The organism is Sinorhizobium sp. NG07B (genome assembly GCF_002532005.1).
In the GTDB taxonomy this organism is placed as follows: Bacteria; Pseudomonadota; Alphaproteobacteria; order Rhizobiales; family Rhizobiaceae; genus Sinorhizobium; species Sinorhizobium fredii_C.
Window position 1 is genome coordinate 374,204 of the sequence record NZ_NWTD01000005.1, and the last position, 25,998, is coordinate 400,201.

The 25,998-nt window shown below is 64.5% G+C and carries 19 protein-coding genes; 7 read left to right on the forward strand and 12 right to left on the reverse strand.

Annotated elements, in window-relative coordinates:
* Positions 1-143 precede the first annotated feature (143 nt).
* The 5 genes from CO664_RS19560 (at position 144) to CO664_RS19580 (ending at position 5,327) form a co-directional block, all read left to right on the forward strand.
* Complete coding sequence (locus CO664_RS19560) at positions 144-818, forward strand: phosphoribosylanthranilate isomerase (RefSeq protein WP_037418504.1); 675 nt, start codon at positions 144-146, stop codon at positions 816-818.
* The gene (gene trpB / locus CO664_RS19565; RefSeq protein ID WP_097539667.1) at positions 815-2,035 is read left to right on the forward strand and encodes a tryptophan synthase subunit beta; all 1,221 of its coding nucleotides are present in this window, start codon (positions 815-817) and stop codon (positions 2,033-2,035) included. The genes CO664_RS19560 and trpB overlap by 4 nt, the downstream gene beginning before the upstream one ends.
* A gap of 5 nt (positions 2,036-2,040) precedes the next feature.
* Entirely contained in the window at positions 2,041-2,880 is an 840-nt protein-coding gene (gene trpA / locus CO664_RS19570; RefSeq protein ID WP_097526002.1) for a tryptophan synthase subunit alpha, read from the forward strand.
* Between the two features lie 52 nt (positions 2,881-2,932).
* Positions 2,933-3,847 (forward strand): acetyl-CoA carboxylase, carboxyltransferase subunit beta, encoded by a 915-nt coding sequence (accD, locus tag CO664_RS19575; RefSeq protein WP_037418511.1) that lies wholly within the window; start codon positions 2,933-2,935, stop codon positions 3,845-3,847.
* 136 nt (positions 3,848-3,983) lie between these two features.
* Complete coding sequence (locus CO664_RS19580) at positions 3,984-5,327, forward strand: folylpolyglutamate synthase/dihydrofolate synthase family protein (protein ID WP_097526001.1); 1,344 nt, start codon at positions 3,984-3,986, stop codon at positions 5,325-5,327.
* A 219-nt stretch (positions 5,328-5,546) separates the two neighbouring features.
* On the opposite strand, the gene trxA is transcribed toward CO664_RS19580, so the two are convergent.
* From trxA to chvI, 12 genes are all read right to left on the reverse strand, one after another.
* A complete protein-coding gene (gene trxA / locus CO664_RS19585; RefSeq protein ID WP_018236119.1) occupies positions 5,547-5,867 on the reverse strand; it encodes a thioredoxin in 321 nt (106 codons plus the stop codon).
* Positions 5,868-5,948: 81 nt separating this feature from the next.
* Positions 5,949-9,518: a double-strand break repair helicase AddA gene (gene addA, locus CO664_RS19590; RefSeq protein WP_097539685.1), complete on the reverse strand. Its 3,570-nt coding sequence runs from the start codon at positions 9,516-9,518 to the stop codon at positions 5,949-5,951.
* A complete protein-coding gene (gene addB, locus CO664_RS19595; protein ID WP_097539668.1) occupies positions 9,508-12,681 on the reverse strand; it encodes a double-strand break repair protein AddB in 3,174 nt (1,057 codons plus the stop codon). Before addB ends, addA begins: the two co-directional genes overlap by 11 nt.
* A 1-nt stretch (position 12,682) precedes the next feature.
* Positions 12,683-13,414, reverse strand: a complete 732-nt coding sequence (locus tag CO664_RS19600; RefSeq protein WP_037418517.1) for a nucleotidyltransferase family protein — start codon at positions 13,412-13,414, stop codon at positions 12,683-12,685.
* Between the two features lie 9 nt (positions 13,415-13,423).
* Positions 13,424-14,935 (reverse strand): tRNA (adenosine(37)-N6)-threonylcarbamoyltransferase complex ATPase subunit type 1 TsaE, encoded by a 1,512-nt coding sequence (tsaE, locus tag CO664_RS19605; RefSeq protein ID WP_097539669.1) that lies wholly within the window; start codon positions 14,933-14,935, stop codon positions 13,424-13,426.
* Positions 14,936-17,413 (reverse strand): PAS domain-containing sensor histidine kinase, encoded by a 2,478-nt coding sequence (locus tag CO664_RS19610; RefSeq protein ID WP_037418602.1) that lies wholly within the window; start codon positions 17,411-17,413, stop codon positions 14,936-14,938.
* Between the two features lie 293 nt (positions 17,414-17,706).
* Positions 17,707-19,107, reverse strand: coding sequence for an adenosylhomocysteinase (gene ahcY / locus CO664_RS19615; protein ID WP_037418523.1), 1,401 nt, complete (start codon positions 19,105-19,107; stop codon positions 17,707-17,709).
* 198 nt (positions 19,108-19,305) lie between these two features.
* Positions 19,306-19,596: an HPr family phosphocarrier protein gene (locus CO664_RS19620; protein ID WP_037418526.1), complete on the reverse strand. Its 291-nt coding sequence runs from the start codon at positions 19,594-19,596 to the stop codon at positions 19,306-19,308.
* A complete protein-coding gene (locus CO664_RS19625; RefSeq protein ID WP_037418529.1) occupies positions 19,596-19,997 on the reverse strand; it encodes a PTS sugar transporter subunit IIA in 402 nt (133 codons plus the stop codon). The genes CO664_RS19620 and CO664_RS19625 overlap by 1 nt, the downstream gene beginning before the upstream one ends.
* A gap of 155 nt (positions 19,998-20,152) precedes the next feature.
* Positions 20,153-20,611 (reverse strand): serine kinase, encoded by a 459-nt coding sequence (locus CO664_RS19630; protein WP_097539670.1) that lies wholly within the window; start codon positions 20,609-20,611, stop codon positions 20,153-20,155.
* Positions 20,608-22,341 carry a sensor histidine kinase gene (locus tag CO664_RS19635; RefSeq protein WP_234820288.1) on the reverse strand — a complete coding sequence of 578 codons (1,734 nt, stop codon included), beginning with the start codon at positions 22,339-22,341 and terminating at the stop codon, positions 20,608-20,610. The genes CO664_RS19630 and CO664_RS19635 overlap by 4 nt, the downstream gene beginning before the upstream one ends.
* A 348-nt stretch (positions 22,342-22,689) precedes the next feature.
* Entirely contained in the window at positions 22,690-23,415 is a 726-nt protein-coding gene (chvI, locus tag CO664_RS19640; protein ID WP_037418537.1) for a two-component system response regulator ChvI, read from the reverse strand.
* Between the two features lie 333 nt (positions 23,416-23,748).
* Here chvI and CO664_RS19645 point away from each other — a divergent pair, with 333 nt between their 5' ends.
* A complete protein-coding gene (locus CO664_RS19645) occupies positions 23,749-25,359 on the forward strand; it encodes a phosphoenolpyruvate carboxykinase (protein ID WP_037418540.1) in 1,611 nt (536 codons plus the stop codon).
* A 113-nt stretch (positions 25,360-25,472) separates the two neighbouring features.
* Complete coding sequence (gene arfB, locus CO664_RS19650) at positions 25,473-25,907, forward strand: alternative ribosome rescue aminoacyl-tRNA hydrolase ArfB (RefSeq protein WP_037418543.1); 435 nt, start codon at positions 25,473-25,475, stop codon at positions 25,905-25,907.
* The last annotated feature ends 91 nt before the right edge of the window (positions 25,908-25,998 follow it).

The window sequence follows — 25,998 nt, forward strand, 5'->3', positions numbered from 1 at the left end:
AGACGGGGACTGGACGGTGCGGACAACCGCCGAAACTGAAGTAAGCCCGACTGAAAACGCCCGGCCAAAGTCTCTTAGGATGACGCGCTGCAGAGCAACGGTTTTGCTCGACTCGGACGGTATTTCGTGCAAGGTCGCTTGCCATGAAAACGGAAGTGAAAATATGTGGACTGAAGACCGCGGAGGCGGCGGAGCATGCCGTGGCGCTCGGGGCCACGCATATCGGCTTCATCTTCTTTCCCAAGAGTCCGCGCAACATCGAGCCTGACGACGCCGGCCGGGTGGCCGAACGTGTTCGCGGCCGCGCGAAGATCGTCGCCGTCACCGTGAATGCCGACAATGACGATCTCGACGAGATCGTGTCCGCGCTGAAGCCCGACATCCTGCAGCTTCACGGCTCCGAAGATCCGGACAGGGTTCTGACGATCAAGGCGATCTACGGCCTGCCGATCATGAAGGCGCTGTCGATCCGCGATGCCTCGGATCTCGAAAGGATCGATGCCTATGTCGGCATCGTCGATCGCTTCCTTCTCGATGCTAAGCCGCCGGCCGGGTCCGAACTACCCGGAGGCAATGGTGTCTCTTTCGACTGGAGGCTGCTCGACGCGCTTGACGGGAGCGTCGATTACATGCTTTCCGGTGGACTGAATGCGGAAAATATCGGCGAGGCTCTTGCGCTGACCGGCGCCAGCGCCGTCGATATATCCTCCGGGGTGGAGAGCGCCCCGGGTGTCAAGGATTTGAAGCTCATGGATGCATTTTTCGGCGGTGTCCGACGCGCCGAAGCCGTAGTGCCACGATCAGGGAGCAGGACGTGAATCAGCCGCTAAAACCGAACTCCTTCAGGGCTGGACCGGACGAGGACGGCCGGTTCGGTATTTTCGGCGGCCGTTTCGTCGCCGAGACTCTGATGCCGCTGATCCTCGACCTCCAGGACGAGTGGAACAAGGCCAAGAACGACGCGGCCTTCAAGGCCGAGCTCGATAGGCTCGGTGCTCACTATATCGGCCGGCCGAGCCCGCTCTATTTCGCCGAGCGCCTAACGGCTGAGCTCGGCGGCGCCAAGATCTATTTCAAGCGCGAGGAGCTGAACCACACCGGCTCGCACAAGATCAACAATTGCATAGGCCAGATCCTGCTCGCCAAGCGAATGGGCAAGACCCGCATCATCGCCGAGACCGGTGCCGGCCAGCACGGCGTCGCTTCGGCGACCGTCGCCGCCCGCTTCGGTCTTCCCTGCGTCGTCTACATGGGCGCCACCGACGTCGAGCGCCAGGCGCCGAACGTCTTTCGCATGAAGCTTCTCGGCGCCGAGGTGAAGCCCGTGACCGCCGGCAACGGCACGCTGAAGGACGCCATGAACGAGGCGCTGCGCGACTGGGTGACGAATGTCGACAGCACCTATTACCTGATCGGCACGGCCGCCGGCCCGCATCCCTATCCGGAGATGGTCCGCGACTTCCAGGCGGTCATCGGCCAGGAGGCGAAAGAGCAGATTCTTGCCGCCGAAGGCCGCTTGCCGGACCTCGTCATTGCGGCGGTCGGCGGCGGCTCGAACGCGATCGGCATCTTCCATCCCTTCCTCGATGAAGAGGATGTTCGGATCGTCGGCGTCGAAGCGGGCGGCAAGGGACTTGATGGCGACGAGCACTGCGCCTCGATCACCGCCGGCTCGCCGGGCGTGCTGCACGGCAACCGCACCTATCTGCTGCAGGACGGCGACGGCCAGATCAAGGAAGGCCACTCCATCTCGGCGGGCCTCGATTATCCCGGCATCGGTCCGGAGCATGCCTGGCTCAACGATATCGGCCGGGTCGAATATGTGCCGATCATGGATCATGAAGCGCTCGAAGCCTTCCAGACGCTGACGCGGCTCGAAGGCATCATTCCGGCGCTCGAGCCATCGCATGCGCTGGCCGAGGTCATCAAGCGGGCGCCGACAATGGGCAAGGACGAGATCATCCTGATGAATCTCTCCGGTCGCGGCGACAAGGACATCTTCACCGTCGGCAAAATTCTGGGAATGGGGCAGTAACGAGTATGACCGCACGCATGGAGCAGAGGTTCGCCGACGTCGCGGCGGAAGGTCGCCCGGTCCTTGTCACCTATTTCATGGGCGGCGATCCCGATTTCGAAACGTCGCTGGCGATCATGCAGGCGCTGCCGAAGGCGGGCGCCGACGTGATCGAACTCGGCGTGCCCTTTTCCGATCCGATGGCCGACGGGCCGGCGATCCAGCTTGCTGGCCAGCGCGCGCTTAAAGCCGGGCAGACGCTTGCCAAGACGCTCGACCTCGCCCGCCGCTTCCGGACTGAGGATCAGCGCACCCCGATCGTGCTGATGGGCTATTACAATCCGATCTACATCTACGGCGTCGAGCGCTTCCTGGATGACGCCGTCGAGGCGGGTGTCGACGGGCTGATCGTCGTCGATCTGCCGCCGGAAATGGACGACGAGCTCTGCATCCCGGCGCTGAAGAAGGGCATCAGCTTCATCCGTCTGGCGACGCCAACGACCGACGACCGCCGTCTGCCCAAGGTTCTCGAAAACACCTCCGGTTTTGTCTATTACGTCTCGATGACCGGCATCACCGGTTCCTCTCTGCCGGATCCGTCGCTGATTGCCGGCGCGGTGGCGCGGATCAAGTCGCATACGAAGCTGCCCGTCTGCGTCGGCTTCGGCGTCAAGACCGCCGAGCATGCGCGGGTGATCGGCGCTTCCGCCGATGGTGTCGTGGTGGGGACGGCGATCGTCAACCAGATCGCCTCGAGCCTGACGGAAAGCGGTCAGGCTACCGACGCGACGGTGCCGGGTGTGGAAGCTTTGGTTCGAGGGCTTTCGGCCGGGGTGCGGGCGGCGCGCCTTGCGGCAGCCGAATAATCGCCCATATTGGCGCGCAGAAGCCGAAGGACATCTTCAGGAGTCTACTTAAGTGAACTGGATCACAAACTACGTTCGGCCGAAGATCAATTCGATGCTCGGCCGCAGGGAAGTTCCGGAGAACCTCTGGATCAAGTGCCCTGAAACCGGCGAGATGGTGTTCCATCGCGATCTCGAAGAGAACAAGTGGGTCATCCCGCAGTCTGGCCATCACATGAAGATGCCGGCAAAGGCCCGGCTGAAGGATCTCTTCGATGGCGGAATCTACGAAACCCTGCCGCAGCCGAAGGTGGCGCAGGATCCGCTGAAGTTCCGCGATTCGAAGAAATATCTCGACCGCCTGCGCGACAGCCGGGCCAAGACCGAGCTCGAGGACACGATCGTCGCCGGCCTCGGCCTCGTCCAGGGCGTCAAGCTGGTCGCCGTCGTCCATGAGTTCAACTTCATCGGCGGTTCGCTCGGCATGGCGGCCGGCGAGGCGATCATCAGGGCCTTCGAGAAGGCGATTGCCGAGAAGTGCCCGCTGGTGATGTTCCCGGCTTCCGGCGGCGCCCGCATGCAGGAAGGCATCCTGTCGCTGATGCAGCTTCCGCGCACCACGGTTGCCGTCAATCTGCTGAAGGAAGCGGGCCTACCCTATATCGTCGTGCTGACCAATCCCACCACCGGCGGTGTCACGGCATCCTATGCGATGCTGGGCGACATCCACCTGGCCGAACCGGGTGCGGAGATCGGCTTTGCCGGCAAGCGGGTGATCGAGCAGACGCTCCGCGAAAAGCTCCCGGATGGCTTCCAGACCTCGGAGTACCTCCTGGAGCACGGCATGGTCGATATGGTCGTCAAGCGCCACGACCTGCCGGCGACGCTTTCGCGCCTGCTGAAGATCCTGATGAAGAAGCCGGCGGAGGCCGCAAGGCGCGAGAGCGGCTCCCAGGTTTCGCCCTTGCCGCTCGCAGCCCGGGCCTAGGCCGCCGCACCAGCTCTATTTGATTCTCTAGACTTGTGCGCCTTTCCGGGGCGCGCAAACGTTGCTGTAAATGTTTTGATTCGCTGCAATTCCGTTTAGGAATCATCTGGCAGCGTCAATTTTTTGAGGCAAGAACATGGCGGCGGCACAGGTCAGCGAGGCGGCGCAGGAGATTGAAAAACTTCTGGCTCTGCATCCCAAGGGATTCGACCTGTCGCTCGACAGAATCACGCGGCTGCTGGCCGCGCTTGGCAACCCGCAGGACCGCCTGCCGCCGATCATCCACGTCGCCGGCACCAACGGCAAAGGCTCCGTCACCGCGTTTTCGCGGGCGATCCTCGAGGCTGCAGGCCTCAGCGTCCATGTGCACACGTCGCCGCATCTGGTGAACTGGCACGAGAGATATCGGCTCGGCGTCAAGGGCGGCAAGGGTGCGCTCGTCAGCGACCCGGTGCTGGCCGATGCTGTCCGGCGCGTGGCGGAAGCCAATGCCGGCCAGAAGATCACCGTCTTCGAGATCCTGACGGCCGTCACCTTCTTGCTTTTCGCGGAGCATCCGGCCGATGTCGCGGTCATCGAGGTCGGCCTCGGCGGCCGCTTCGACGCGACGAATGTCATTGCCCGGCCGGCGGTCTCTGTCATCATGCCGATCTCGCTCGATCACCAGGCCTATCTCGGCGACCGGGTGGAACTGATCGCCGCCGAGAAGGCCGGAATCATGAAGCGCGGCTGCCCGGTGGTGATCGGCCATCAGGAAGAAGACGGCGTGCGCGAGGTGCTGGTCGAAACGGCCGAGCGGCTCGGCTGCCCGATGTCCGTCTACGGCCAGGATTTCATGGCGCATGAGGAATTCGGCAGGCTGATCTTTCAGGACGAGAACGGCCTTGCCGACCTGCCGCTGCCCCGCCTGCCGGGCCGGCATCAATATGCCAATGCGGCGGCGGCGATCCGCGCCGTCCGGGCGGCCGGTTTCGACGTGCCGGAGGCGGCGATCGAGAAGGGCCTGGCCGGGGTCGAATGGCCGGGCCGGCTGCAGCGTCTTGCCGGCGGCAAGCTCTCACACTACGGGCCGCCGGCCGCCGAAATCTGGGTCGACGGCGGCCACAATCCCGGCGCCGGCCAGGTGATCGCCGAAGCCATGGCGACCTTCGAGGAGCGCGATCCGCGGCCGCTGTTCTTGATCATCGGCATGATCAACACTAAGGATCCCGTCGGCTACTTCAAGGCCTTCCTCGATCTCGCCGAACAGGTCTTCACCGTTCCGATCCACGGCTCGGATGCGGGGCTTGACCCGGTGGCGCTGGCCGCCGATGCGGCCTCAGCCGGTCTCGAGGTAAACGCCGCATCATCGGTCGCCGAAGCACTCGGGCTCATCGCCGAGCTCACCGAAGAGGACCCCGTGCCGCCGCGCATCCTGATCGGCGGTTCGCTCTACCTCGTCGGCGACGTGCTTTCGGAGAATGGCACGCCGCCGCGGTAATCGTCAGACTGCATTCGCCCCTCATCCCGCTGCCGCGACCTTCTCCCCGTTTTTGACGGGGAGAAGGGTTTTTGCCGCGCGCTCTCCGTCCCCTCGCCCCGCCTGCGGGGAGAGGGTTTGGGTGAGGGGCGATTGAAGGCGGTGCGTGTCGTCAGAAGGCAAGTAGAAAGCCCGGACGTAGCCGGGCTTTTCATTATCAATCGTCAATCAATTCGCGGCTTAGACCGCGTTGGAAATCCACGAGCTGAGCGCGGTCTTCGGCGCGGCGCCGACCTTGATGTCGGCGACTTCGCCAGCCTTGAACATGGCGAGCGTCGGGATCGAGCGGACCCCGTATTGAGCGGCGAGTTCCGGGTTTTCATCGATATTGAGCTTGGCGACCTTGACCTTGCCGGCGAGTTCGGTGGCGATCTCTTCGAGGCTGGGGGCAATCATTTTGCACGGACCGCACCATTCGGCCCAGAAGTCGACGACGACCGGCTCGGCGGAATTCAGCACTTCTTTTTGAAAATTGGACGCATCGACTTTCACAGTTGCCATCGGCTGCTCCTTCGGAATGGCATTGTCCAGATATTGTGCCTCATGTGAGGCCTCGCCGCTGGATTTTCAATATCGTGTATCTCACTTTGTCGCGAGCTCTTCAAGGCTCCCGTCCAGCATTGGGTCGGGAAGCACCCACACGGCCGGGCCTTCGGTGAAGATCAGCACGCAACGGAATTGCTTGCCGGGATAGAGCGGCCTCAAGAGTTCGCGGTAGATTGCGAGCTGCCGCCGGTAGACGGTCGGAATTTCGGCGACCGAGGCCGGCACTTGGCGATTGGTCTTGTAATCGGCGATCGTCACGGTGTCGCCGGCAACCGCCAGGCGGTCGAGCCGGCCGGATACGGCGAATTCCTGACTGCCGAGCTTGAGCGTTCCCATGACGGAGACTTCTGCGCGGCTCTGTTCGCCGAAGAGCGGCTGCAAATCCGGATGCTCGAGCACCTCCATCACGGCACGGCTAAGTGCCTGCCGCTCCGTCTCCGGCCAGCGTGGCACGGCCCGGCTGAGGTAACGCTCCGCCGCGTCCCGGCGCTCGGCGCCGTCGATCGTCGGCAGCACCTGCAGCAGCCGATGCAGGATCGCACCGCGCAGCATCGAGAACTTCGGCGCTGTCTGTGCCGCAAAGAGAGCCGAGCCGACGATCGTCTCTTGCTCCGGATCGTCGATCGCCACGCTCGTTCCCGAAGGGGCGAGCGGTCGCGGCAGCCGGCGCTGCGGCGGCAAGGGGGTGAAGAGTGCCCGCGGCAGGCTGGATGCCGTCGCCGGAGGCTTGCTCTCCGAGTCCTCGCGTACCGGGACGGCGACCGGCACACGCGCTTCGCGCCAGGCATGGCCCGTCCATTCCTCGCCGCCGGCTGAAAAGACCATCGGCGTCGCCCGGCCCTTCGGATCATGCGCTAATGTGCCTTGAACCATCGCATGCCAGGTATCGAGGTTCTGCCGCTGGCCGCGATAGCCGCAGACGATCAGCCGGTCCGCCGCGCGCGTCATGCCGACATAGAGGAGGCGGCGATATTCTTCCTCGGCCAGGCGCTTCAGCCGCTCGTTGTCGGCGGCGATCAGCGAATTCGACGCCGAGCCGGGAGCGCGCCAGACGGGCACCCCGAGCATCGAGCCGTCCGCCTGGGGCTTCTCCAGGAAGCGGAGGTCCGAGACCTGCTGACGGACGAATGCTTCGCCGCCGCCGTCGACCAGAAAGACGACCGGTGCCTCGAGGCCCTTGGCGGCGTGCACGGTCATGACGCGAACCTCGTCGCGTTCCTTGTCCTGCTCGCGCTTGACCGTCGGCGCCTCGATCTCGAGCGTCGAGACGAAGGCCTGCAGGCCGGGCAGCCCGCTCCGCTCATGGTCGAGCGCAAAGGTCAGGAATTCGTCGAGGATATCGCTTACCTCGCTGCCAAGCCGCGCCAGGAAGGCGCGCCGGCCGCCATTGGCGCCGAGCACGCGGGCATAGAAGTCGTGCGGCAGCAGGTTGCGGGCAAGCTCGCCATAGCCGGCGAGCATCCGCACGACCCGATGATATCGGCTTGATTCCTCGGCGCCGAGCTGTTGCAGCCGTCGCCAGAGACTTTCGCCCTCGGCCCGGCGTGCCGCGAGTTCGAAGACATCGTCCTCGCCGAGATCGACGAGCGGGCTCTTCAGCAGCGCCGCGAGCGACAGATCGTCCTCGGGCAGCAGCACGAAACGGCCGAGCGCCAGGAGATCCTGGATGGCGATATGGTTGGTGAGCACGAGCCGGTCGGCGCCTGCGACCGGAATATTGCCGCGGCGCTTGAGTGCACGCGTCAGGGCATTGACGAAGGCGTCGCGCTTGCGCACCAGCACGATGACGTCGCCGGGTCGCATCGGGCGTCGGGCGCCCTTTTCGATCACCGTCTCCTTGCCGATCCAGTCCTCGAGCACGGCCGCGATGCGCCGGGCGAGAATGTTCACCGGAGCCCGCTCCGGCGTCGCATCGAAGGGCGCCGTCCAATCCTCTTCGGAGCTCACCGGCTCGGGCGCGATGATGTCCCAGATGTCGACGGCGCCGGGGTGTCCGATCCGGTTCGAGGCGTGCACGATCGCCTCGCTGCGGGCGCTCAAGCCCTTCGCATTGCCCGGATTGGCAAAGACCGTGTCGACGGCGGAAAGCACGTCGACCGTCGAACGGAAGGAGAGCTGCAGCCGGATGGGGCTGAAATACTTGCTTCCGGCGCGCACCCGCCGTTCGGTCTGGATGCTTTCGCGCGAGAATCGCTCGGGACGCGCGCCCTGGAAGGAGTAGATCGACTGCTTTTCGTCCCCGACCGCAAAGATCGTCCGCTCGTTGGCGCGCGCTGTTTCGCCGGCGAAGAAATCGGCGGCGAGCGCCTGGATGATTGTCCATTGGGCGGGGCTCGTGTCCTGGGCCTCGTCGATGAGAATGTGGTCGATGCCCTGGTCGAGCTTGTAATGGACCCAGGCGCCGACATCGCTGCGAGAAAGCAGCGCAGCCGTGCGGTTGATCAGGTCCTCGAAATCGAGTTGGCTGCGCCGCTTCTTGAGGTCTTCGTAGTCCCTGTTGAGCCATTCGGCGAGGATCAGCGCCGCGCGCGTCGCCTCGTACATCCGGACGATGCTGAGCCGGTCGGCGCAGGTTGTGATGTGCTTGCGCGCCTCTTCGATGAGCGGCGCCAGTTCAGGCGCCTGCGCCAGCATTGCCTTGTTGAAGAAGGCCGAATCCGCCTTCGGCTTGCCGCCGCCGTTGAAAAACACGCCGAGAAGCCCGGCAAAGCGCTCCTCCGCATCGGCGGCCTCGCGGGCCGCCTTCAAGCCCTCTGCGATCTCCCCGGGTTTCACTCCGCCAAGGCTCAGCGCGAGCTCGATATAGCGCTGAAGCGCCGCGCCGTTGAGGCCGGCAAGCGGCCAGGCTCCGGCCATCACGCTCGCGGCCGTCTCCCCCGACGCAAGACCGAGCGCGGCTCGCAGGTGCTTCTCCCGCCCGCCTTTTACGGCGGCGCTATCGAGAAAGGCCTGGATCGCCGCGCGGTTCGCCACGATCTCCTCCAACAGCTTTTCAAGGCCGGTATCGTCGGCGAGGTCGAGGACGGTGGCGAAGGCATCTGCAAGCTCGCTCTCGTCCTCGGCGGCGGTGGCCGTCAGCAGGGCGCGGCGCGCATCGGAAAGCAGCACCGCCGCGGCCCGATCGTCGAGGACGGAAAAGTGTCCCGCCACGTTCGCCTCGAGTGGAAACTGATGGAGCAGCGCTTCCGAGAAGGCGTGAATCGTCTGGATCTTCAACCCGCCCGGCGTTTCGAGCGCCTTGGCAAAGAGCCGCCGCGCCTCCTCAATCTTGGCGAGGGAGGGTCGCGTGCCCTCGATCGTCTCTATGCGCTTTTCCAGAGCGGCATCATCGAGCGTCGCCCATTCGGCGAGACGCTCGAAGATGCGGTTCGACATCTCCGAGGCGGCTGCCTTCGTATAGGTCAGGCAGAGAATGGCGGAAGGGCGGCAGCCGGAAAGCAGCAGCCGAATGACGCGCTGCGTCAGCACATGCGTCTTGCCCGAGCCGGCATTGGCCGAAACCCAGGCCGAGCGCGCCGGATCCGAGGCAAGCGATTGCCGCTCGGTGGTCCAGTCGAGCCACGCCTTGGGCGTCCTCTCCTCCGGGCCGAAAGCCTCATTCCTCATCGTCGTCCTCGCCGTCAGCGGTCGCCCATTCGGCGACGCGCGCCAGGTGATCGTATTCGCCGCCATAGTCCCGTTCCTTCTGGACGATCAGGCGGGAGGCGAAACCGTAGCGGCCGCTGGTCAGCGCCGCGAGCAGCTTCCTGAGTTCGGAAAGCGATTCTTCCGCCAGCTGCTCGGCGGTCTTGGTCTCCCTCGACTTGCTGTTCTCGTTGTTGACCGTATCGACGGCAAAGCGGCTGCCAGGCTTCAGGCGGACATAGCGCAGCGAATCTGGCCGCGCCGGTCCGATGGTCGCAAAAGCACCCGCCTTGAGGGCGGCCGCTTCGAGGGAGAGCTGCGGGTCGAGCAGGGCCCGTGCCTCCTTCGCTGAAGGGCTGGAGCCGGTCTTGTAGTCGATGATGTCGACGGTGCCGTTGGCCAGCCGGTCGAGGCGGTCGGCTATGCCGGTCAGCCTGATATCCGAGATGCCGATCTCCATGGCTGCGGGGACTTCCGTGAAAGACCTGACGATGCCGGTCCGGCGCTCCCGCTCCCAGGAAAGAAACGCCCTTGCGACCGCTTCGAAGCGCGGTCGCCAGATCGTGTCGATGTGCGTCGGCAGGTTCTCCTCGTCGAAGGCCTCGCGGATCAGCCGCGCCATTGCCGCCTGCCCCTCGCTAGAGGCGGGATCGAAGCCACCTTTGACGAAGCGGTCGACGATGCGGTGGTAAAGCAGGCCGCGTTCGACAGCACTCGGATCGCGATTGAAGGGGTCGATCGGCTCCAGCCGCAAGATGCGGCGCGCATAGATGGAATAGGGGTCGCGGCGCAGCTTGGTCACTTCGCTGAAGGAATATTTGCGCGGCTGCATGTCGGCCGGCGGCTTCGGCTGCGGCCGCTCGCTGAGTGGTTGGCGCTCGCCGTCGTCGAGGATGCGCATCCAGTGAAGATAGCTCGCGCCATTCGCCTTGAGCTGCTCGGTGAACGTTTTGCCGCCGAGCGCCTGCAGCCGCTGCAGCCAGCGCGAGGCGACCGTCGGCGCCGAGCCCTGGCGCATGGAGCGGGAAAGGATGAGGCGGCGCGTTCCGCAGGCCATCTGGAAGTCATGGGCGAGCTGGCCGATGCGCCGCTCTGGCGGTTCGAGGCCGATACCCGATTTCATTGTCCGAGACAGGAAAGGGTCGTTCGAGGTCTGCGCCGGCCAGGTGCCTTCGTTCATCCCGCCGAGCACCACGAGATCGACGCTCTGCAGACGCGATTCAAGAGCGCCGAAGATGAAGACGCGCGGGTGCCGCATGGATCGAGGTTTCACCGCTTCGCTGGCGGCAAGCGCCTCGACGATGTCGCACCATTGCCGCCCGTCGGCCTCCATCTGCCCGTCGGTCTCGATGATGCCGCGCAGAAGCGTCGCCAATGCTTCGCCGGCTTCCGAACCCCAGAGCCCGCCGAGGCTGCCGCGTTCGTCGATGGCGACGGCTTCCAGCGCGCGGCCCGTGCGCTCCGCCCAATCGGCGAGCGTCAGGGTTGTCGTGTGCTGGCGACCGCTTTCCGGGCCGCCGGAAATGGTACTCGTCAACGGCCCGACGGCCGCGGAAAGTCGTCGGGCGAGTGCCCGCGCGAGATCGACATCCTTCGGGTCGATGCCGCCGCGCCACGGCCTCGGGTGCCGCTCGGTGCGCTGCCGGGCGAGCGCCCTATCGATCCCGAGTTCGAGAGCGGAAATGTCGGATATGTCGGTGCCGCCGCGAAGCGCCACGAGCTCCAGCACGTCGGCGGCACGGCGTGCGACTTCCGCCGTCTGGCCGAGCCGGGCGAGCGGATGCTTGAGCAGCGCGACCAAAGCCACCGGATCGTCGGGCCTGAGGGTCGCCTCCAGCAGCAGCCGGGTAAGCCCACCCGCCGCCGTTGCCGAGAGCGGAACGCCGGCGGAATCATCGGCTTCGATGCCGAAGCGGGCGAGCTCGGCGCCCACCCGCCGCGCAAGGCCGCGATCGGGCGTGATCAGCGCTGCCTGGCTCTCCTCGTCGCCTTCGAGTGCCAGCCTCAGCGCAATGGCAATCGCGGTCGCCTCCTCGCGCTCGTTCGCCGCTTCGATCAGCGCCACGTCCGCGAAGGCCGCGGAGAGCGTCTCCGGCTCGAAGGTCTCGCGGGCCTCAGTCCAGCCGTCGGTGGCCTCGGCCGGCAGCAGCGCCCGCGACACGACCAGGGCGCGATCGCCGAGATCGTCGTCGAGCGATCCCAGCACCGGCACGTCGCGACGATCGATACGCACGCGTTTCAACAGGCGGTGCAACCCGTATTGCGGATGCGTGCGGCTTGCCGGACCCCTTGGGCCACGTTCGGCTTCCTTGCCAATCAACTCCCATTCCGTGTCGCTCATCATGAGGTCCAGGCCGGGGAGCACGATCGTGCCGTTCGGCAGCGCCTTCACTGCGGCGATCAGCGCTGCCGTCGCCGGAATCGAGCCCGTCGAGCCGGCGATGATGATCGGTCCGCTTGCCTTGCCGGCGGCGATCCGCTGCGTTTCGGCCCTGAGCATAGCGTTGCGATGGCGCGCCGGCGAGGAGTGCTTGAGCTCGTTGAGCCGTTCCGGCCAATAGGTCCGGGCGATCTTCAGGAAGGCAAGCGTCAATTGCCACCAGAGCGCATGTTCGCCGGCATCGAGCCCGTCGAGCGCCTCCCAGTCGAGCTCCTCCGTCTCAATCGCATCGATGAGTTCGGCGAGATTGCGCGCCAGCCAGATGGCGTCGGCCGGGCTTGCCGGTGCGATCAGCGGACTTTCGGCATGGATGTCGAGGACCACCTGCGGTAGGCGGTTGCGCCAGGCGAGAATGAGGCGGCCGAGCTCGATCAGCCGCGCCGTGCCGGAAAGCGGCGGCGCAAGATCGAGGATCGCCGGCATCTCGGCGTCGAAGAAGCCGCTGTCGTCGTCCGTCTCGCCGAGGGGCCGGATCACCGGCAGGATCGCCGAGCGGCCGCCGAGCAGATCGACGAATTCCGAGCGCAGGACACGGGCCGCACGCCGCGTCGGCACGAAGATCGTCACGCCGGCGAGCGCCAGCGGATCGGCCGGTTCGTATCGGAAGTCCGGCGTCAGCACCCCGTCCAGGAGTTTTTCCGCCAGCGTCTTCAGGAAAGGCAGGCCGGCAGGAATCGTGAAGACGTTCGTGGTGGCGCCGGGCACCTTATCCTCCCGGTTCGAAGCGCCGGACCAACGCCTCCGCCTCGCCGATCGCCTCAGGCGTGCCGACGGTCAGCCACTGGCCATCGAGCATCAGGCCGAACAGCCGTTCCCTGGCGATCGCTCGGTCGAAATAGATGTTGAGATTGAATGCGTCGCTGGGCGCATCGGCGAAAAGCCGCGAGTCCATGGCGATCGCGCCGGCATATACGACCGGATTTTCCATGCCTTCTTCGTAGCGCTGCAGCCGCCCATCCTTCGAGAGCGAAAAATCCTTCTTGCCGTTGTGCCCGGTCGTGTCCTCGAGCCGCACGCAGAGCAGCGCCATGTCCATGCGCCCGGCGTCGAAGAACGTGGCGAGCCGCTGCAGGTTGCAGGGTTGCCCGGCCTTCTCGCCGACCCAGAAGAGATCGGCATTCATTACCAGTACGGGCCCGTCGTCGAGCAGCTTCAGACCCTTGGCAAGGCCGCCGCCGGAATTCATCAGCGCATCGCGCTCGTCGGAAATCAGGATGCGCGGTGTCTCGCGCCGGCTGAGATGGTCTTCCATCTTGTCGGCGAAGTGGTGGACGTTCACCGCCGCCCTGGTCACGCCGGCGACCGCGAGCAGGTCCAGAACATAGTCGATCATCGGCTTGCCGGCGATCCGGACGAGCGGCTTTGGCAGTGTGTCGGTGATTGGCCGCAGGCGGGTGCCCAGTCCGGCCGCAAGCACCATGGCATTGGTGATGGGCATGATTTCCTGTCAGTTGGCTGATTCGCTAGGCAGGATTCCAGCCTTAATGCACCAATCGCGCAAGGGTGTCAGCACTTCATGTGTCAGTGCATGCTGCAGATAGGTCAAGGTGCGCGGCATGTGCTTCAGATAGCCGGGCTTGCCGTCGCGCTCTTTCAGCCGCACCCAGATGCCGGCGAGCTTGCAATTGCGTTGCGCCGCCATGATGTGCCAGTCGCGCAGGAAGGAATCCTCGTCGAAGGCGCCGTGCAGCTTGCGTTCGGCCCTGTAGGCGCTAAGCAGCCGGTGGGCGAGTTCGGGACCGATCGTGACGCGCGCGTCCTGCACCAGCGAAGCGACGTCGTAGGACGTCGGCCCGATCATCGCATCCTGGAAATCGATAATGCCGATGCGATCGAGACCTTCGCGTTCCGGCCGCCACAGGATGTTGGGCGAATGGAAATCGCGCAGCAGCAGGTTTTTTTCGGCCGAGCCGAGACTGTCGATCAGCCGGTCCCAGATGGCGAAGTAGTCGTTCCGCTCGGCCTCGGAGGCAGGTAGTCCGCGTTTCCACGGCAGGTACCAGTCGATCAGGAGGCTCGTTTCGATCTTCATCGCCGTGCGATCGAAGTCCGGAACGTGGTGGACGATGCCGTTGGCGACCGCGATGTCGCGCTCGGTCGGGGCGACATGAAGGCGGGCAAGCAGCCGCGCGCCCTCCATGTACCGCTCTGCAACGGGCCGGCCTGCGGCGTCGAGAATCCCCTCCGAGCCCAGATCCTCTATAAGCAGCAAGCCCTGCGCGAGATCGCGCGCGTAGATTGCCGGTGCCGCAAAGCCACGCTTGCGCAACAGCGTCGATATGGCGACGAAGGGAACGACGTCCTCGGCGATATGAGCGAGCTGCTGATAGTATTTGCCATCCTGGAGGATCGGGCCGGGCTTGTGCTTCGCCGCGTCCATCAGGATTTTCGCCGGCTCACCATCGGCCGTATGGATCCGCTCATAGGCCCGCACCGAGGCGTCGCCGCTCAGGTGCCGGCGCCTCGCGCCGGGATGGCCGACCTCTTTGAGAAAAGCCCGGATCGCGAGGGAGCGGGCAATCCGCTCGACGGCCGCCTCCGGCCCGGTGATGCGGACGCGACGCCCATCACCTTCATGCGTCAAGGCGAGCGTGATCCGGTTCGCCGGCAGCGCCTCCTCGGCCTTCTCCGGCCATTCGACCAGGCAGATGCCCTCTGAGAGCGCCTCGTCGAAGCCGAGCTCGTCGAGCTCGGAAGCGTCGGCGAGGCGATAGAGATCGAAATGGGCGACGGGAATACGCAGCTCATAGCTCTGAACGAGCGTGAAGGTCGGGCTCGGCACCTCGAGCGAAGCGTCGTCGGCCATTGCCCGGAGGAAGGCGCGTGCGAAGGTCGACTTCCCCGCGCCGAGATCGCCCGAAAGCCCGACGCAGTCGCCGGCCTTCAAGGCAAGTGCGAGGTCCTCGCCGAGCTCGATCGTCGTGGCCTCGTCCTGCAGCAGGCGTTCGAGTGACTTCATCTATTCCGCCGCGATGATCTTCGGCATGTCGGCGGAAGGAATGCGGCAGGTGACTTCCGTCCCCTCGCGTTCCTTGCTGCGGATCGAAACGGTGCCATGATGCAGGCTGACGAAGCTTTCGACGATGGACAGGCCCAGTCCGGCGCCGCCGCGCTGGCCGTAGCTCTCGAAGCGGTTGAACACGGTGTTGAGCACGTCCTGCGGAATGCCCGGTCCGGTATCGGTGACGGAAAAGACGAAGTCGTTACCTTCGCGCCGGCATTGGAGGTCGATGGTGCTGCCTTCGGGCGCGAAATTGGCGGCGTTGGTCAGGAGCTTGATGAAGACCTGCTTCAGGCGTTGCTGGTCGGCCGTGATGCGGCCGAGATTGTCGGGGGCGTCGATCCTCAGCGACGCGCCGCTCTCGACGAGCCGTTCGGCCATCTGCTGTGCAACATCGTCGAGCAGGTCGATAAGGTTCACCTCGGACATGTCGAGCTCGACGATGCCGGCATCCACCGTCGCGAGGTCGAGGATGTCGTTGACGATCGTCAGCAACAGCGAGGAGGAGGTGGCGATATGGTCGACATATTCCGCTTGGCGCTCGTTGAGCTCGCCGAACGCCGGCGTCTTCAACAGATCGGCAAAGCCGATGATGTTGGTCAGCGGCGAGCGCAGCTCGTAGGAGACGTGGTGGACGAAATCGTTCTTCAGCGCATCGGCCTTGCGCAGCGCCTCGTTCTTTTCCGTCAGCGCCCGCTCGACCCTGACGCTGTCGGTAATGTTGACGAAGGTCAGCATCGTCTGGGCATTGGGCAGCGGAATGACGGCATAGTCGAGGATCAGCCCGGTGCGCAGCTCGAGGACGCCGCGACTCGACGGCCGCTCGTCGTCGAAGCTGGTGATGATATGGGCGAAGCGCTTCCAGCCGTCCGGCTGCTCGTAGGAGGGAAGGCATGCCTGCTCGACGGCACGGATGTGGGTCCCGGGCTTGGCCTCCGCCTCGCTGATGCCCCAGATCGCTCGGAAGGCCGGGTTCGATAGCCGGATGCGCCCGTCGGGCCCGAACACGGCGACGCCTTCAGCAAGATGATCGATCGTTTCGCCCTGGACCTGGACCAGCGTGTTGTAGCGGGTTTCGAGATCGACCTTTTCCGTCAGGTTCTCGAAGACCCAGGTGGCGCCGCCCTGCGGCCGCGCAGTCGCGAAGACGCGGAGCGTCTGCCCGTTCGGCAGGTGCCAGAGGTCGGACTGCGTGTCGAGCGCCTGATAGACCGAAAGTGCGTTCGCCTTCCACTGTTTCCAGTTCAGCGGCTCCGGCAGCTTGCCGCCGGCCCTCAGCCGGTCGAGCACTTCGCCATTGTCAGGCTTTCGTTCCAGGAAGCCCATGTCCAGCTCCCAGAGACGCTGGAAGGCCTGGTTGTAGAATTGCAGGCGCTGATTGCCGTCGAAGATCGCCACCGGCGTCGCCAGATGGTCGAGCGTTTCGGCGTGGCTCTTGAGCGTCCGCGCCAGTTCCTCGCGCACCGCCTCGATGCCGGAAACGTCGACGGCGATGCCCGCCGACCCGGCCGGGGTGCGGGCGTCGACCACATCGAAGAAGGTCCGGTTGCCTTTGACGACGGTCGAGACCTTGTCGCGATACGGGGTTTCGAAGGTCGAGACGGCGCGGATCTTTTCGCGCGCCGCCGTTGCGAGCAATTCACGCGCCTCGGCCGTCGCCGCCGCCGGGCTGCGCGCGTCGACCGCCTCGGCATAGGCCTCGTTGACCCATTCGAGCTTGCCGTCGGCGCCGCGCTGCCAGACCGGCAGGTCGATCGCATCGAGAAGCGTGCGGAATGTCGAGAGCGAGGCATGCAGCTGGTCGCGCTCGAGCTTCAGTTCGGCGAGCTCGGCCCTCAGATTGTTGAGCGCGACGAAGCGCACGAAGGCCCGTCCGCCGGAAACGCGGCCCTGTGCCTCCAGCACCTCGTTGCGCTGCGTCTCCAGCACCAGGTCGAAGCTTTGCGCCTGGGCACGCAAGGCTTCGATCGCCTTTTCCAGCTGGCCTGCCGACTGCGGCTTGATCCAGCGCCCGAAGGCGAGAAAATCGCGGTCGTCCTGCGGCGCGCCGGTCTCGAGCGGAAGCTGTCCGAGGAATTCCGGCCGCTCCGCCAGCCCGTCCCAGACGACGATTCGCCGGTTCTTGTCGGCAATGAGCGCCTGGAAGCGTGAAATCCGCTGGTTAGCGTCCGAAAGATCGGCGCGCAGGGCACGGTTCTCCGCTTCGATATTGCCGCGCTGGCGGATGAGCCAGATCGCAGAGAGCATCGCGGCGGAGATCACGCCGATCAGGACGGAGAAGGTCACCACTTCGGAGGTGCCGAAAATCGATCTGGCAACCGGAGCGGAAGCCTGGGCGGCCGCATCGGTCGCCGCGAGAAGCGTCGTGCCGGCGAGCAGCCGCCGAACCAGTGCGGAAGCCCTGCCGCCGAAAAATCTGGATTGTTCCGTCTTCATGGCGCCGACCCCGTTGATCCGCAAGGTGCCGCCGACCTTGCGTCGCCATGCCCGAAACCCTCGAAGAGGGTTTGCGTCCGTTCCGATTGCATCCCCGGTCTGTCTCCGTCTGTTTGCCGCTGTCCGACAAGACATCCCCGCCCGCAACGCCGTCAGCCCCTCCAGCGTCACGAATCAATGAGTTAAACAATACTTCTTTGAAGATTCGCCGGAAAGTGCAGCGCCCAAAAAAGCGGCCGCGATCTCTTGTCAAGATCGCGGCCACAAGATGTTGTGGATTGCCCGGGTAAGGATTAGTACCGGTAGTGTTCGGCCTTGAACGGGCCCTGCGGCTTCACGCCGATATAGTCGGCCTGCTCTTCCGAAAGCTCCGTCAGCCTTGCGCCGAGCTTGGCGAGATGCAGGCGCGCGACCTTCTCGTCGAGCTGCTTCGGCAGGATATAGACCTCGTTCTTGTAGTTGCCGCCCTTGGTGAAGAGCTCGATCTGCGCCAGCACCTGGTTGGAGAAGGAGGCCGACATCACGAAGGACGGATGGCCGGTGGCATTGCCGAGGTTCAGGAGGCGGCCTTCCGAAAGCAGGATCAGCCGGTTGCCCTTCGGGAACTCGATCAGGTCGACCTGCGGCTTGACGTTCGTCCACTTGAGGTTCCTGAGGGCGGAAACCTGGATCTCGTTGTCGAAGTGGCCGATATTGCCGACGATCGCCATGTCCTTCATCTCGCGCATATGCTCGATGCGGATGACGTCCTTGTTTCCGGTGGTGGTGATGAAGATGTCGGCGGTCGAGACGACGTCCTCGAGCTGCACCACTTCATAGCCGTCCATGGCGGCCTGCAATGCGCAGATCGGGTCGATTTCGGTGACCTTGACGCGGGCGCCGGCGCCCTGCAGCGAGGCGGCCGAGCCCTTGCCGACGTCGCCATAGCCGCACACCACGGCGACCTTGCCGGCCATCATCACGTCGGTGCCGCGGCGGATGCCGTCGACGAGCGATTCCTTGCAGCCGTATTTGTTGTCGAACTTCGACTTGGTGACGCTGTCGTTGACGTTGATCGCCGGGAAGGGCAGCAGGCCCTTGGCCTGGAGCTGGTAGAGGCGGTTGACACCGGTGGTCGTCTCTTCCGTCACGCCCTTGATGGCGTCGCGTTGCTTGGTGAACCAGCCCGGCGAGCCGGCGAGCCGCTTCTTGATCTGGGCGAAAAGGATTTCCTCCTCTTCCGAACCGGGGTTCGAAAGCACGTTCTCGCCGGCTTCGGCACGGGCGCCGAGCAGGATGTACATGGTGGCGTCGCCGCCATCGTCGAGGATCATGTTGGAGAAGCCGCCATCGGCCCACTGGAAGATCTTGTCCGTATAGGCCCAATATTCCTCGAGTGTCTCGCCCTTGACGGCAAAGACCGGAACGCCGCTTGCGGCGATCGCCGCTGCCGCGTGGTCCTGCGTCGAGAAGATGTTGCAGGAGGCCCAGCGGACTTCCGCGCCAAGCGCAACCAGTGTCTCGATCAGCACGGCCGTCTGGATTGTCATGTGCAGCGAGCCGGTGATGCGAGCGCCCTTCAGCGGCTTCGATGCGCCGAACTCCTCGCGGCAGGCCATCAGGCCCGGCATTTCCGTTTCGGCGATGTCAATTTCCTTGCGGCCGAAGCCGGCAAGCCCGATGTCGGCGACAATATAGTCCTGAGTGGCGGTCATGGAGTTCTCCAGGCTGGATCTCTTGGGCCGCGTCGGTCCCCACGGAGTCCGGCGGCAGACGATGCCTCCCTTGCACGCAATGCATCGGGAGAGTGCGCCCGGTCTATCAGGAATCGCCGGATAGGGCAACCGCCATATAAAGAGGTCTTTATATCTTTATATAATCGGGAAGGTGCGTGTCCGCGCCGCGGCAGCGGCTCACATTTCCTCGCCGAACTTGTCGCGCACCAGCGCGTCGAGGGCGTTGAGCGCCTCCTCGGCTTGGTTGCCGCTTGCGGTGACGAAGACCGTGCATCCGGTGCTGGCCGCCAGCATCATCAGCCCCATGATCGAAGTTCCGCCGACGGTCATGCCGTCCTTCGAGACCGTGATCTCGGCGTCGTAAGCCTCGACCGTCTGCACGAATTTCGCCGAGGCCCGTGCATGCAGGCCGCGCTTGTTGACGATCAGCAGTTCGCGCGTCAGCGCCGTTTCGGAGAGGTGGTCCATTATTTTCCGCTCAGGACCCGGCTGGCGACGTTGATGTATTTGCGGCCCGCCTCGGACGCCTCGACGAGGGCCTTGTCCATGTCGCTTTCGCCGCGGACGCCCGCGAGCTTGATCAGCATCGGCAGGTTGACGCCGGCGATCACTTCGACGATGCCGCTGCGCATCACGGAAATGGCGAGATTGGAGGGCGTGCCGCCGAACATGTCGGTCAGGATGATGACGCCGTTGCCTTCGTCGGCACTTTCGACGGCGTCGAGGATATCCTGACGCCGCTGGTCCATGTCGTCCTCGGGGCCGATGCACACCGTCTCGATAGCTCTTTGCGGACCGACGACATGCTCCAAAGCAAGCCGAAACTCATCCGCCAGCTTGCCATGAGTGACAAGCACAAGTCCGATCATGGGTATCTTTGCTCCAACTGCAGTGCAACTCGTCGATGGTCAGATATCGCAATGCAGCAATTTCGTCCACCTGTTGGGGCGGCCATCTTGGCAAGGAAAAGCCGAAGTGCAAGCCAAAAATGCCGAAAAAGCAGTCGCCCTGCCTCCCGATAAGGCTAAAGGACTAATTTTTCAGGCAAGAGCGCCGCAAGGGCATCCATCGGCGAGAGCAGGGCTTCAATCGGAGCGCGCAGCATCGGCAGGTTCCTTCCAATCTCCAGCTGCAGTTCCTCCTGTTCGGGCGGCAGGCGCGGATCGAAAGGCGCGCGCACCGGCAGGATCGCCCAGTCGAGCACGCAGGCGGAGAGGGTTTCGACCTCCGCTATGCCGCTGCCGCGGACCTCGATCAGGCCGCGGATCGCTGGCGGGCAGCGCGCCACGATCCGCCCGTTTGCGAGCGTCAGGTCCACCCTGTCGTCGGCGACGAGGGCCGCGAAGCGGCCGCGGCGCCTGACCTCGGAGATGCAGGCGAGCGCCAGGGCGGACTTTCCTGATCCGGAAGGGCCGGTGATCAGAAAACCGGTCGTGCCGAGCACGATCGCGGTGCCGTGAATGTTGCAGGCCGGGCCGTTCACGCGTGCGGCTCGGCGGGAAGGGAAAGGATGAAGCGGGCGCCGGTTACCGCTCCACTTCTGTCGACGATGTTTTCCGCCTTGAGTGTGCCGCCATGCGCCTCGGCGATCTGGCGCGAAATGGACAGGCCAAGGCCGGAATTCTGGCCGAAATCCTCACCCTCCGGCCGGTCGGTATAGAAGCGCTCGAAAATCCGATCGATGTCTTCCGCCTGGATGCCGGGGCCGTTGTCCTCGACATAGACGAGGCAGCGCGATCGCGAACGGGTGAGCCGCAAGACGATCCGGCCGTTCGGCTCCGGCACGAAGGAGCGGGCGTTCTCGATGAGATTGGTGATGATCTGTCCAATGCGCAGCTCATAGCCGCTGACGATGAAATTTGCCTTCGGATTGTCCCTGCGGTCGACGACCAGGTCGAAGAGCACGGGCTTCTTCTTGCCGCGGATCTGCCGGGAAATGTCGACCAGGTCGCCCAGCAGCGTTTCCAGGTCGATCTTCTTCGCGTCGCTGCGCGCCAGTTCGGCATCGAGCCGCGAAGCGTCGGAAATGTCGCTGATCAGCCGGTCGAGGCGCCGGACGTCGTGCTGGATGATATCGAGCAGCCGCTTTTTCGAGTCCTCGTTGCGCGCCAGCGGCAGGGTCTCGACGGCGCTCCGGAGCGAGGTGAGCGGATTCTTGAGCTCGTGGCTGACATCGGCGGCGAAGTTCTCGATCGCCGCGATACGATCGTAGAGTGCCGTCGTCATTTCCCGCAGCGCCACCGAGAGATTGCCGATCTCGTCCTGACGGGAGGAGAAGTCCGGGATTTCCTCGCGCTCCTTGGCGCCGCCGCGACGCACGCGTATGGCCGCGGCCGACAGTCTGCGCAAGGGATTGGCGATGGTCGACGACAGGAGCAGCGACAGAATGACGTTGACGAGCGCTGCGACGCCGAAGACGCGGATGATCGCCAGGCGTTCCGCATGGACGATCTTGTCGATGTCGCCCGCCTGGGTGGAGAGCAGCAGCACGCCGAGCACCGCGCGGAAGCGCTGCACCGGTACTGCCACGGACACGATCAGCTCGCCCTTTTCGGTAACGCGCACGACGGCGCCACGTACGCCGGTCAGCGCGTTCATCACCTCCGGATAGATGGAGCCGTTGCCGCCGGGCGGCTCCCTGTAGAGCGGCAGGTCGCCCGGCTGCAGCAGGCGGTTGAACCAGGTGCTGAACTTCTCCGAAAAGCTCGACGTCTCAGGATCGACCGGCGGCAGGTCGAAACGGAGCACCTGGCCGCCGCTATAGAGGTGGCGCGAATCGAGCAGAAGATCGGCGTCGGCATCGAACAGGCGGGCGCGCGTCCGCGTCGGCGAGATCAAGCGCCTGAGAACCGGCGCGACCCGCTCCTGGATGATCGGGAATTCCAGATCCTCGTCGCTCGGCAGCGGGGTGATGCTCTCGCCGGCCTGCAGTTCGAGCAGTTTCTGCGGATCGATGGTGATCGAGTTCGTGTCGACCGAGGCCGAGGCGGAGATGGCGCCGGCGATGATTTCGCCCTGGGTCAGCAGGCTTTCGACGCGGGCGTCGATCAAGCCCTCGCGGAACTGGTTCAGATACATGATGCCGCCGACCAGGACGACGAGTGCGACGAGGTTGAAGAAGACGATGCGCCGCGTCAGGCTGGAGAAGACCGCATTGCCGAACAGCCGCCGGATCAGCGTGAACGGATGCGCCCATCGACGCTTTCCGCGCAGCGCCGACGACCGCCCGTCCGAATCTTCGATCTCGCCCTGCAAGACTTCTACCAAGTCTTCTTGCTCCCGCGACGAATTTCGCCGTCCGTTTCGTTTTGCGGGGCCGGCCAGGGCCGACCTGCCGCCCCTCACCGCATCCCCGGCCGTCCGCCCGCCGTTGCCGCGATCGGAGCGCCGAAGTTACGGCTTGAGGTCAAACATCTGGCGGCAAAGCCGACGGCCCTGGCGGAAATGGTCGCAACTTGCGATTCAGAACCGCTCGAGGCGGCTTGGCGCGATCCAGGACCGCGTTCGGCCGCCGCGCCGGTTCTCAATGATCCACATTCGACGCGAAGGCAAGCCCCGCCCTCAGGCGGTCTCTCGGAAGCGATAGCCGACGCCGTAGAGCGTCTCGATCATATCGAAGTCGCCGTCGACCATCTTGAACTTCTTGCGAAGCCGCTTGATGTGGCTGTCGATCGTCCGGTCGTCCACATAGACCTGCTCGTCATAGGCGGCATCCATCAGCGCGTCGCGGCTCTTCACCACGCCGGGGCGCTGCGCCAGCGAATGCAGGATGAGAAATTCGGTGACGGTGAGCGTGACAGGTTCGCTCTTCCAGGTGCAGGTGTGCCGCTCCTGGTCCATCACAAGCTGCCCGCGCTCCAGCGAGCGCGACGGCGCATCGGCGGTCTTGGCGAGGCCAACGGCCCCGGCTGCTGCAGCGTCGCGGGCCGGTGCGCGGCGCAGGATCGCCTTGACGCGCTCGACCAGCAGCCGCTGCGAGAAGGGTTTCGTGATGAAATCGTCGGCGCCCATCTTCAAGCCGAAGAGCTCGTCGATCTCCTCGTCCTTCGACGTTAGGAAGATCACCGGCAGGTCGGACTTCTGCCGGAGCCGCCGCAGGAGTTCCATGCCGTCCATGCGCGGCATCTTGATATCGAAGATCGCCAGATGCGGCGGGCGCGCCAAAAGGCCCTCGAGCGCGGAAGCGCCATCGGTATAGGTTTCGACCTTGTAGCCCTCGGCTTCCAGCGCGATGGATACCGATGTCAGGATGTTGCGGTCGTCATCGACAAGCGCGATGGTCTGCATCGTGTTTCAACTCCGTCTTTATGGGTCCGGCGCCGGCATCCGCTCTTCGAAGCGGCGGCCGCGCGAGTCACGGCTGCGTTACTTGAGTATAAAGGTGGAACAAATTGTGGCGAAGCGCAAAAAGCGCGGACCGGCACGGCCTTCGGGGAACGTCTCGAATTGACATCAGCAAGTCGCGGTTCAACCGATTAAAAAACGCATAATATTCTTTAAATCGATTAATATACTGATATCATTATTCTTTTAGGCTTAGCTATCTTGTCTTGAGCAAACCGAGCCGGTATGTTCCAAGGAAATTCAACGCCATTGGCCAGAGACGAAGGAAGCTTGACCATGGAGCAACTCGGCACCCGCAACCCCTCGAACGGATTGGAAACGATCGGTTTTTCCGACCTCTCGGTCGTTCGCTACAACTTCGAGGCAGCGGAGCTTTATGAGGAAGCCCTTCGCCGCAGCGAGGCGCAATTGACGTCCCATGGGGCGCTCTGCGCCCGCACCGGTCAGCACACCGGCCGCTCGCCCAAGGACAAGTATGTCGTGCGCGATGCGGCGACAACCGATCAGATCTGGTGGGACAACAACAGCGCCATCTCGCCGGAGAAATTCGAGCTTCTGCGCCAGGACATGCTGGCGCATGCCAAGGGCATGTCGCTCTATGTGCAAGACCTCGTCGGCGGTGCCGATGCAGAGAATGCTCTGCCGACGCGTGTCGTCACCGAATATGCCTGGCATTCGTTGTTCATCCGCAATCTCTTGATCCGTCCGCCGCGCCAGGCGCTGGCGACGTTCCTGCCGAAGCTGACGATCATCGATCTGCCGAGCTTCAAGGCCGATCCGGCGCGCCATGGCTGCCGCAGCGAGACGATCATTGCCTGCGACCTGACCAAGGGCCTCGTGCTGATCGGCGGCACGTCCTATGCCGGCGAGATGAAGAAATCGGTCTTCACCGTGCTCAACTATCTGCTGCCGAAGAAGGACGTCATGCCGATGCACTGCTCGGCGAATGTCGGCCCGGCCGGCGACACGGCGATCTTCTTCGGCCTCTCCGGCACCGGCAAGACGACGCTTTCGGCCGATCCGAACCGCACGCTGATCGGCGATGACGAGCATGGCTGGGGCGAAACGGGCGTCTTCAATTTCGAGGGCGGTTGCTACGCCAAGGCGATCCGCCTGTCGGAAGCGGCCGAGCCGGAGATTTTCGCGACGACGCGGCGCTTCGGCACGGTGATGGAAAACGTCGTTCTCGACGAGCGGCGCGCACCCGACTTCGACAATGGCTCGTTGACGGAAAACACCCGCATCGCCTATCCGCTCGACTTCATTCCGAATGCCAGCGAGACCGGCACGGCGCCGCAGCCGCGCACGATCATCATGCTGACGGCGGATGCCTTCGGCGTCCTGCCGCCGATCGCCAAGCTGACGCCGGAACAGGCCATGTACCACTTCCTGTCCGGCTACACCGCCAAGGTGGCCGGCACGGAAAAGGGCGTGACCGAACCGGAGGCGACCTTCTCGACCTGCTTCGGCGCTCCCTTCATGCCGCGCCATCCGTCCGAATACGGCAACCTGCTCAAAGACCTGATCGCCAGGAACGGCGTCACCTGCTGGCTCGTCAACACCGGCTGGACTGGCGGCGCCTATGGCACAGGCAGCCGCATGCCGATCAAGGTGACGCGCGCCCTTCTTTCGGCCGCGCTCGACGGGTCGCTGAACAGCGCCTCCTTCCGCACGGACGCGAATTTCGGCTTCGCGGTGCCGGTCGCGGTGCCTGGCGTCGACGACCGCATTCTCGACCCGCGTTCCACCTGGGCTGACGGTTCGGCCTATGATGCCCAGGCCCGCCGGCTGGTCGACATGTTCATCGCCAACTTCGCCAAGTTCGAGAGCCATGTCGACGGCAGCGTGCGCGATGCGGCTCCCGGCACCAGGCTCGCCGCTGAATAAGACTCTTGGCCATGATTCACGTGAAACCCGGTCCTTGTGGCCGGGTTTCACGTTGTGTCTCCGAGCCGTTCTCAAACGCACGACTCTGTGCGATAGACCGGTAAGGAGCAGACATGGCCAGCGAACCGCTTTACATCAGCGAAAACATCGTTATTGCCGGCTGGGAGCTGACGGAGCAATTCGTGCTGGCCGGCGGCCCCGGCGGCCAGAACGTCAACAAGGTGTCGACCGCCGTCCAGCTCTTCTTCGACATCCAGGCCTCGCCATCGATGTCCGATCGCGTCAAGGCCAATGCCCTGAAGCTTGCCGGCCGCCGGGTTTCGAAGGACGGCGTGCTGATGATCGAGGCCAGCCGCTTTCGCAGCCAGGAGCGCAACCGCGAGGACGCCCGCGACCGCCTGAAGGAATTGATCCTGAAGGCCGCCGAACCGCCGCCCCCGCCGCGCAAGAAGACCAAGCCCACGCGCGGTTCGATCGAGCGGCGGCTAAAGGAGAAATCCGGCCGCGGCGAGATCAAGAAGCTGCGCGGCCGCCCGGCCGGCGATTGAGGCCGCCCAGACATCGCAGCTTTCGGGTAGTCCTCAGGAACAGCGGGCGCTACATCCTATCGAGCGCTTCGCGTGGCCCTCCGCGGGCGAA

Bases quoted from the DNA above. Each gene is read 5' to 3' on its own strand.
- arfB (WP_037418543.1), top strand. From the start codon at position 25,473: ATGGCCAGCGAACCGCTTTACATCAGCGAAAACATCGTTATTGCCGGC.
- CO664_RS19560 (WP_037418504.1), top strand. From the start codon at position 144: ATGAAAACGGAAGTGAAAATATGTGGACTGAAGACCGCGGAGGCGGCG.
- ahcY (WP_037418523.1), bottom strand. From the start codon at position 19,107: ATGACCGCCACTCAGGACTATATTGTCGCCGACATCGGGCTTGCCGGC.
- trxA (WP_018236119.1), bottom strand. From the start codon at position 5,867: ATGGCAACTGTGAAAGTCGATGCGTCCAATTTTCAAAAAGAAGTGCTG.
- trpA (WP_097526002.1), top strand. From the start codon at position 2,041: ATGACCGCACGCATGGAGCAGAGGTTCGCCGACGTCGCGGCGGAAGGT.
- CO664_RS19610 (WP_037418602.1), bottom strand. From the start codon at position 17,413: ATGAAGACGGAACAATCCAGATTTTTCGGCGGCAGGGCTTCCGCACTG.
- chvI (WP_037418537.1), bottom strand. From the start codon at position 23,415: ATGCAGACCATCGCGCTTGTCGATGACGACCGCAACATCCTGACATCG.
- addA (WP_097539685.1), bottom strand. From the start codon at position 9,518: ATGAGGAATGAGGCTTTCGGCCCGGAGGAGAGGACGCCCAAGGCGTGG.
- CO664_RS19625 (WP_037418529.1), bottom strand. From the start codon at position 19,997: ATGATCGGACTTGTGCTTGTCACTCATGGCAAGCTGGCGGATGAGTTT.
- CO664_RS19645 (WP_037418540.1), top strand. From the start codon at position 23,749: ATGGAGCAACTCGGCACCCGCAACCCCTCGAACGGATTGGAAACGATC.
- CO664_RS19600 (WP_037418517.1), bottom strand. From the start codon at position 13,414: ATGCCCATCACCAATGCCATGGTGCTTGCGGCCGGACTGGGCACCCGC.
- CO664_RS19620 (WP_037418526.1), bottom strand. From the start codon at position 19,596: ATGGACCACCTCTCCGAAACGGCGCTGACGCGCGAACTGCTGATCGTC.
- tsaE (WP_097539669.1), bottom strand. From the start codon at position 14,935: ATGAAGTCACTCGAACGCCTGCTGCAGGACGAGGCCACGACGATCGAG.
- CO664_RS19580 (WP_097526001.1), top strand. From the start codon at position 3,984: ATGGCGGCGGCACAGGTCAGCGAGGCGGCGCAGGAGATTGAAAAACTT.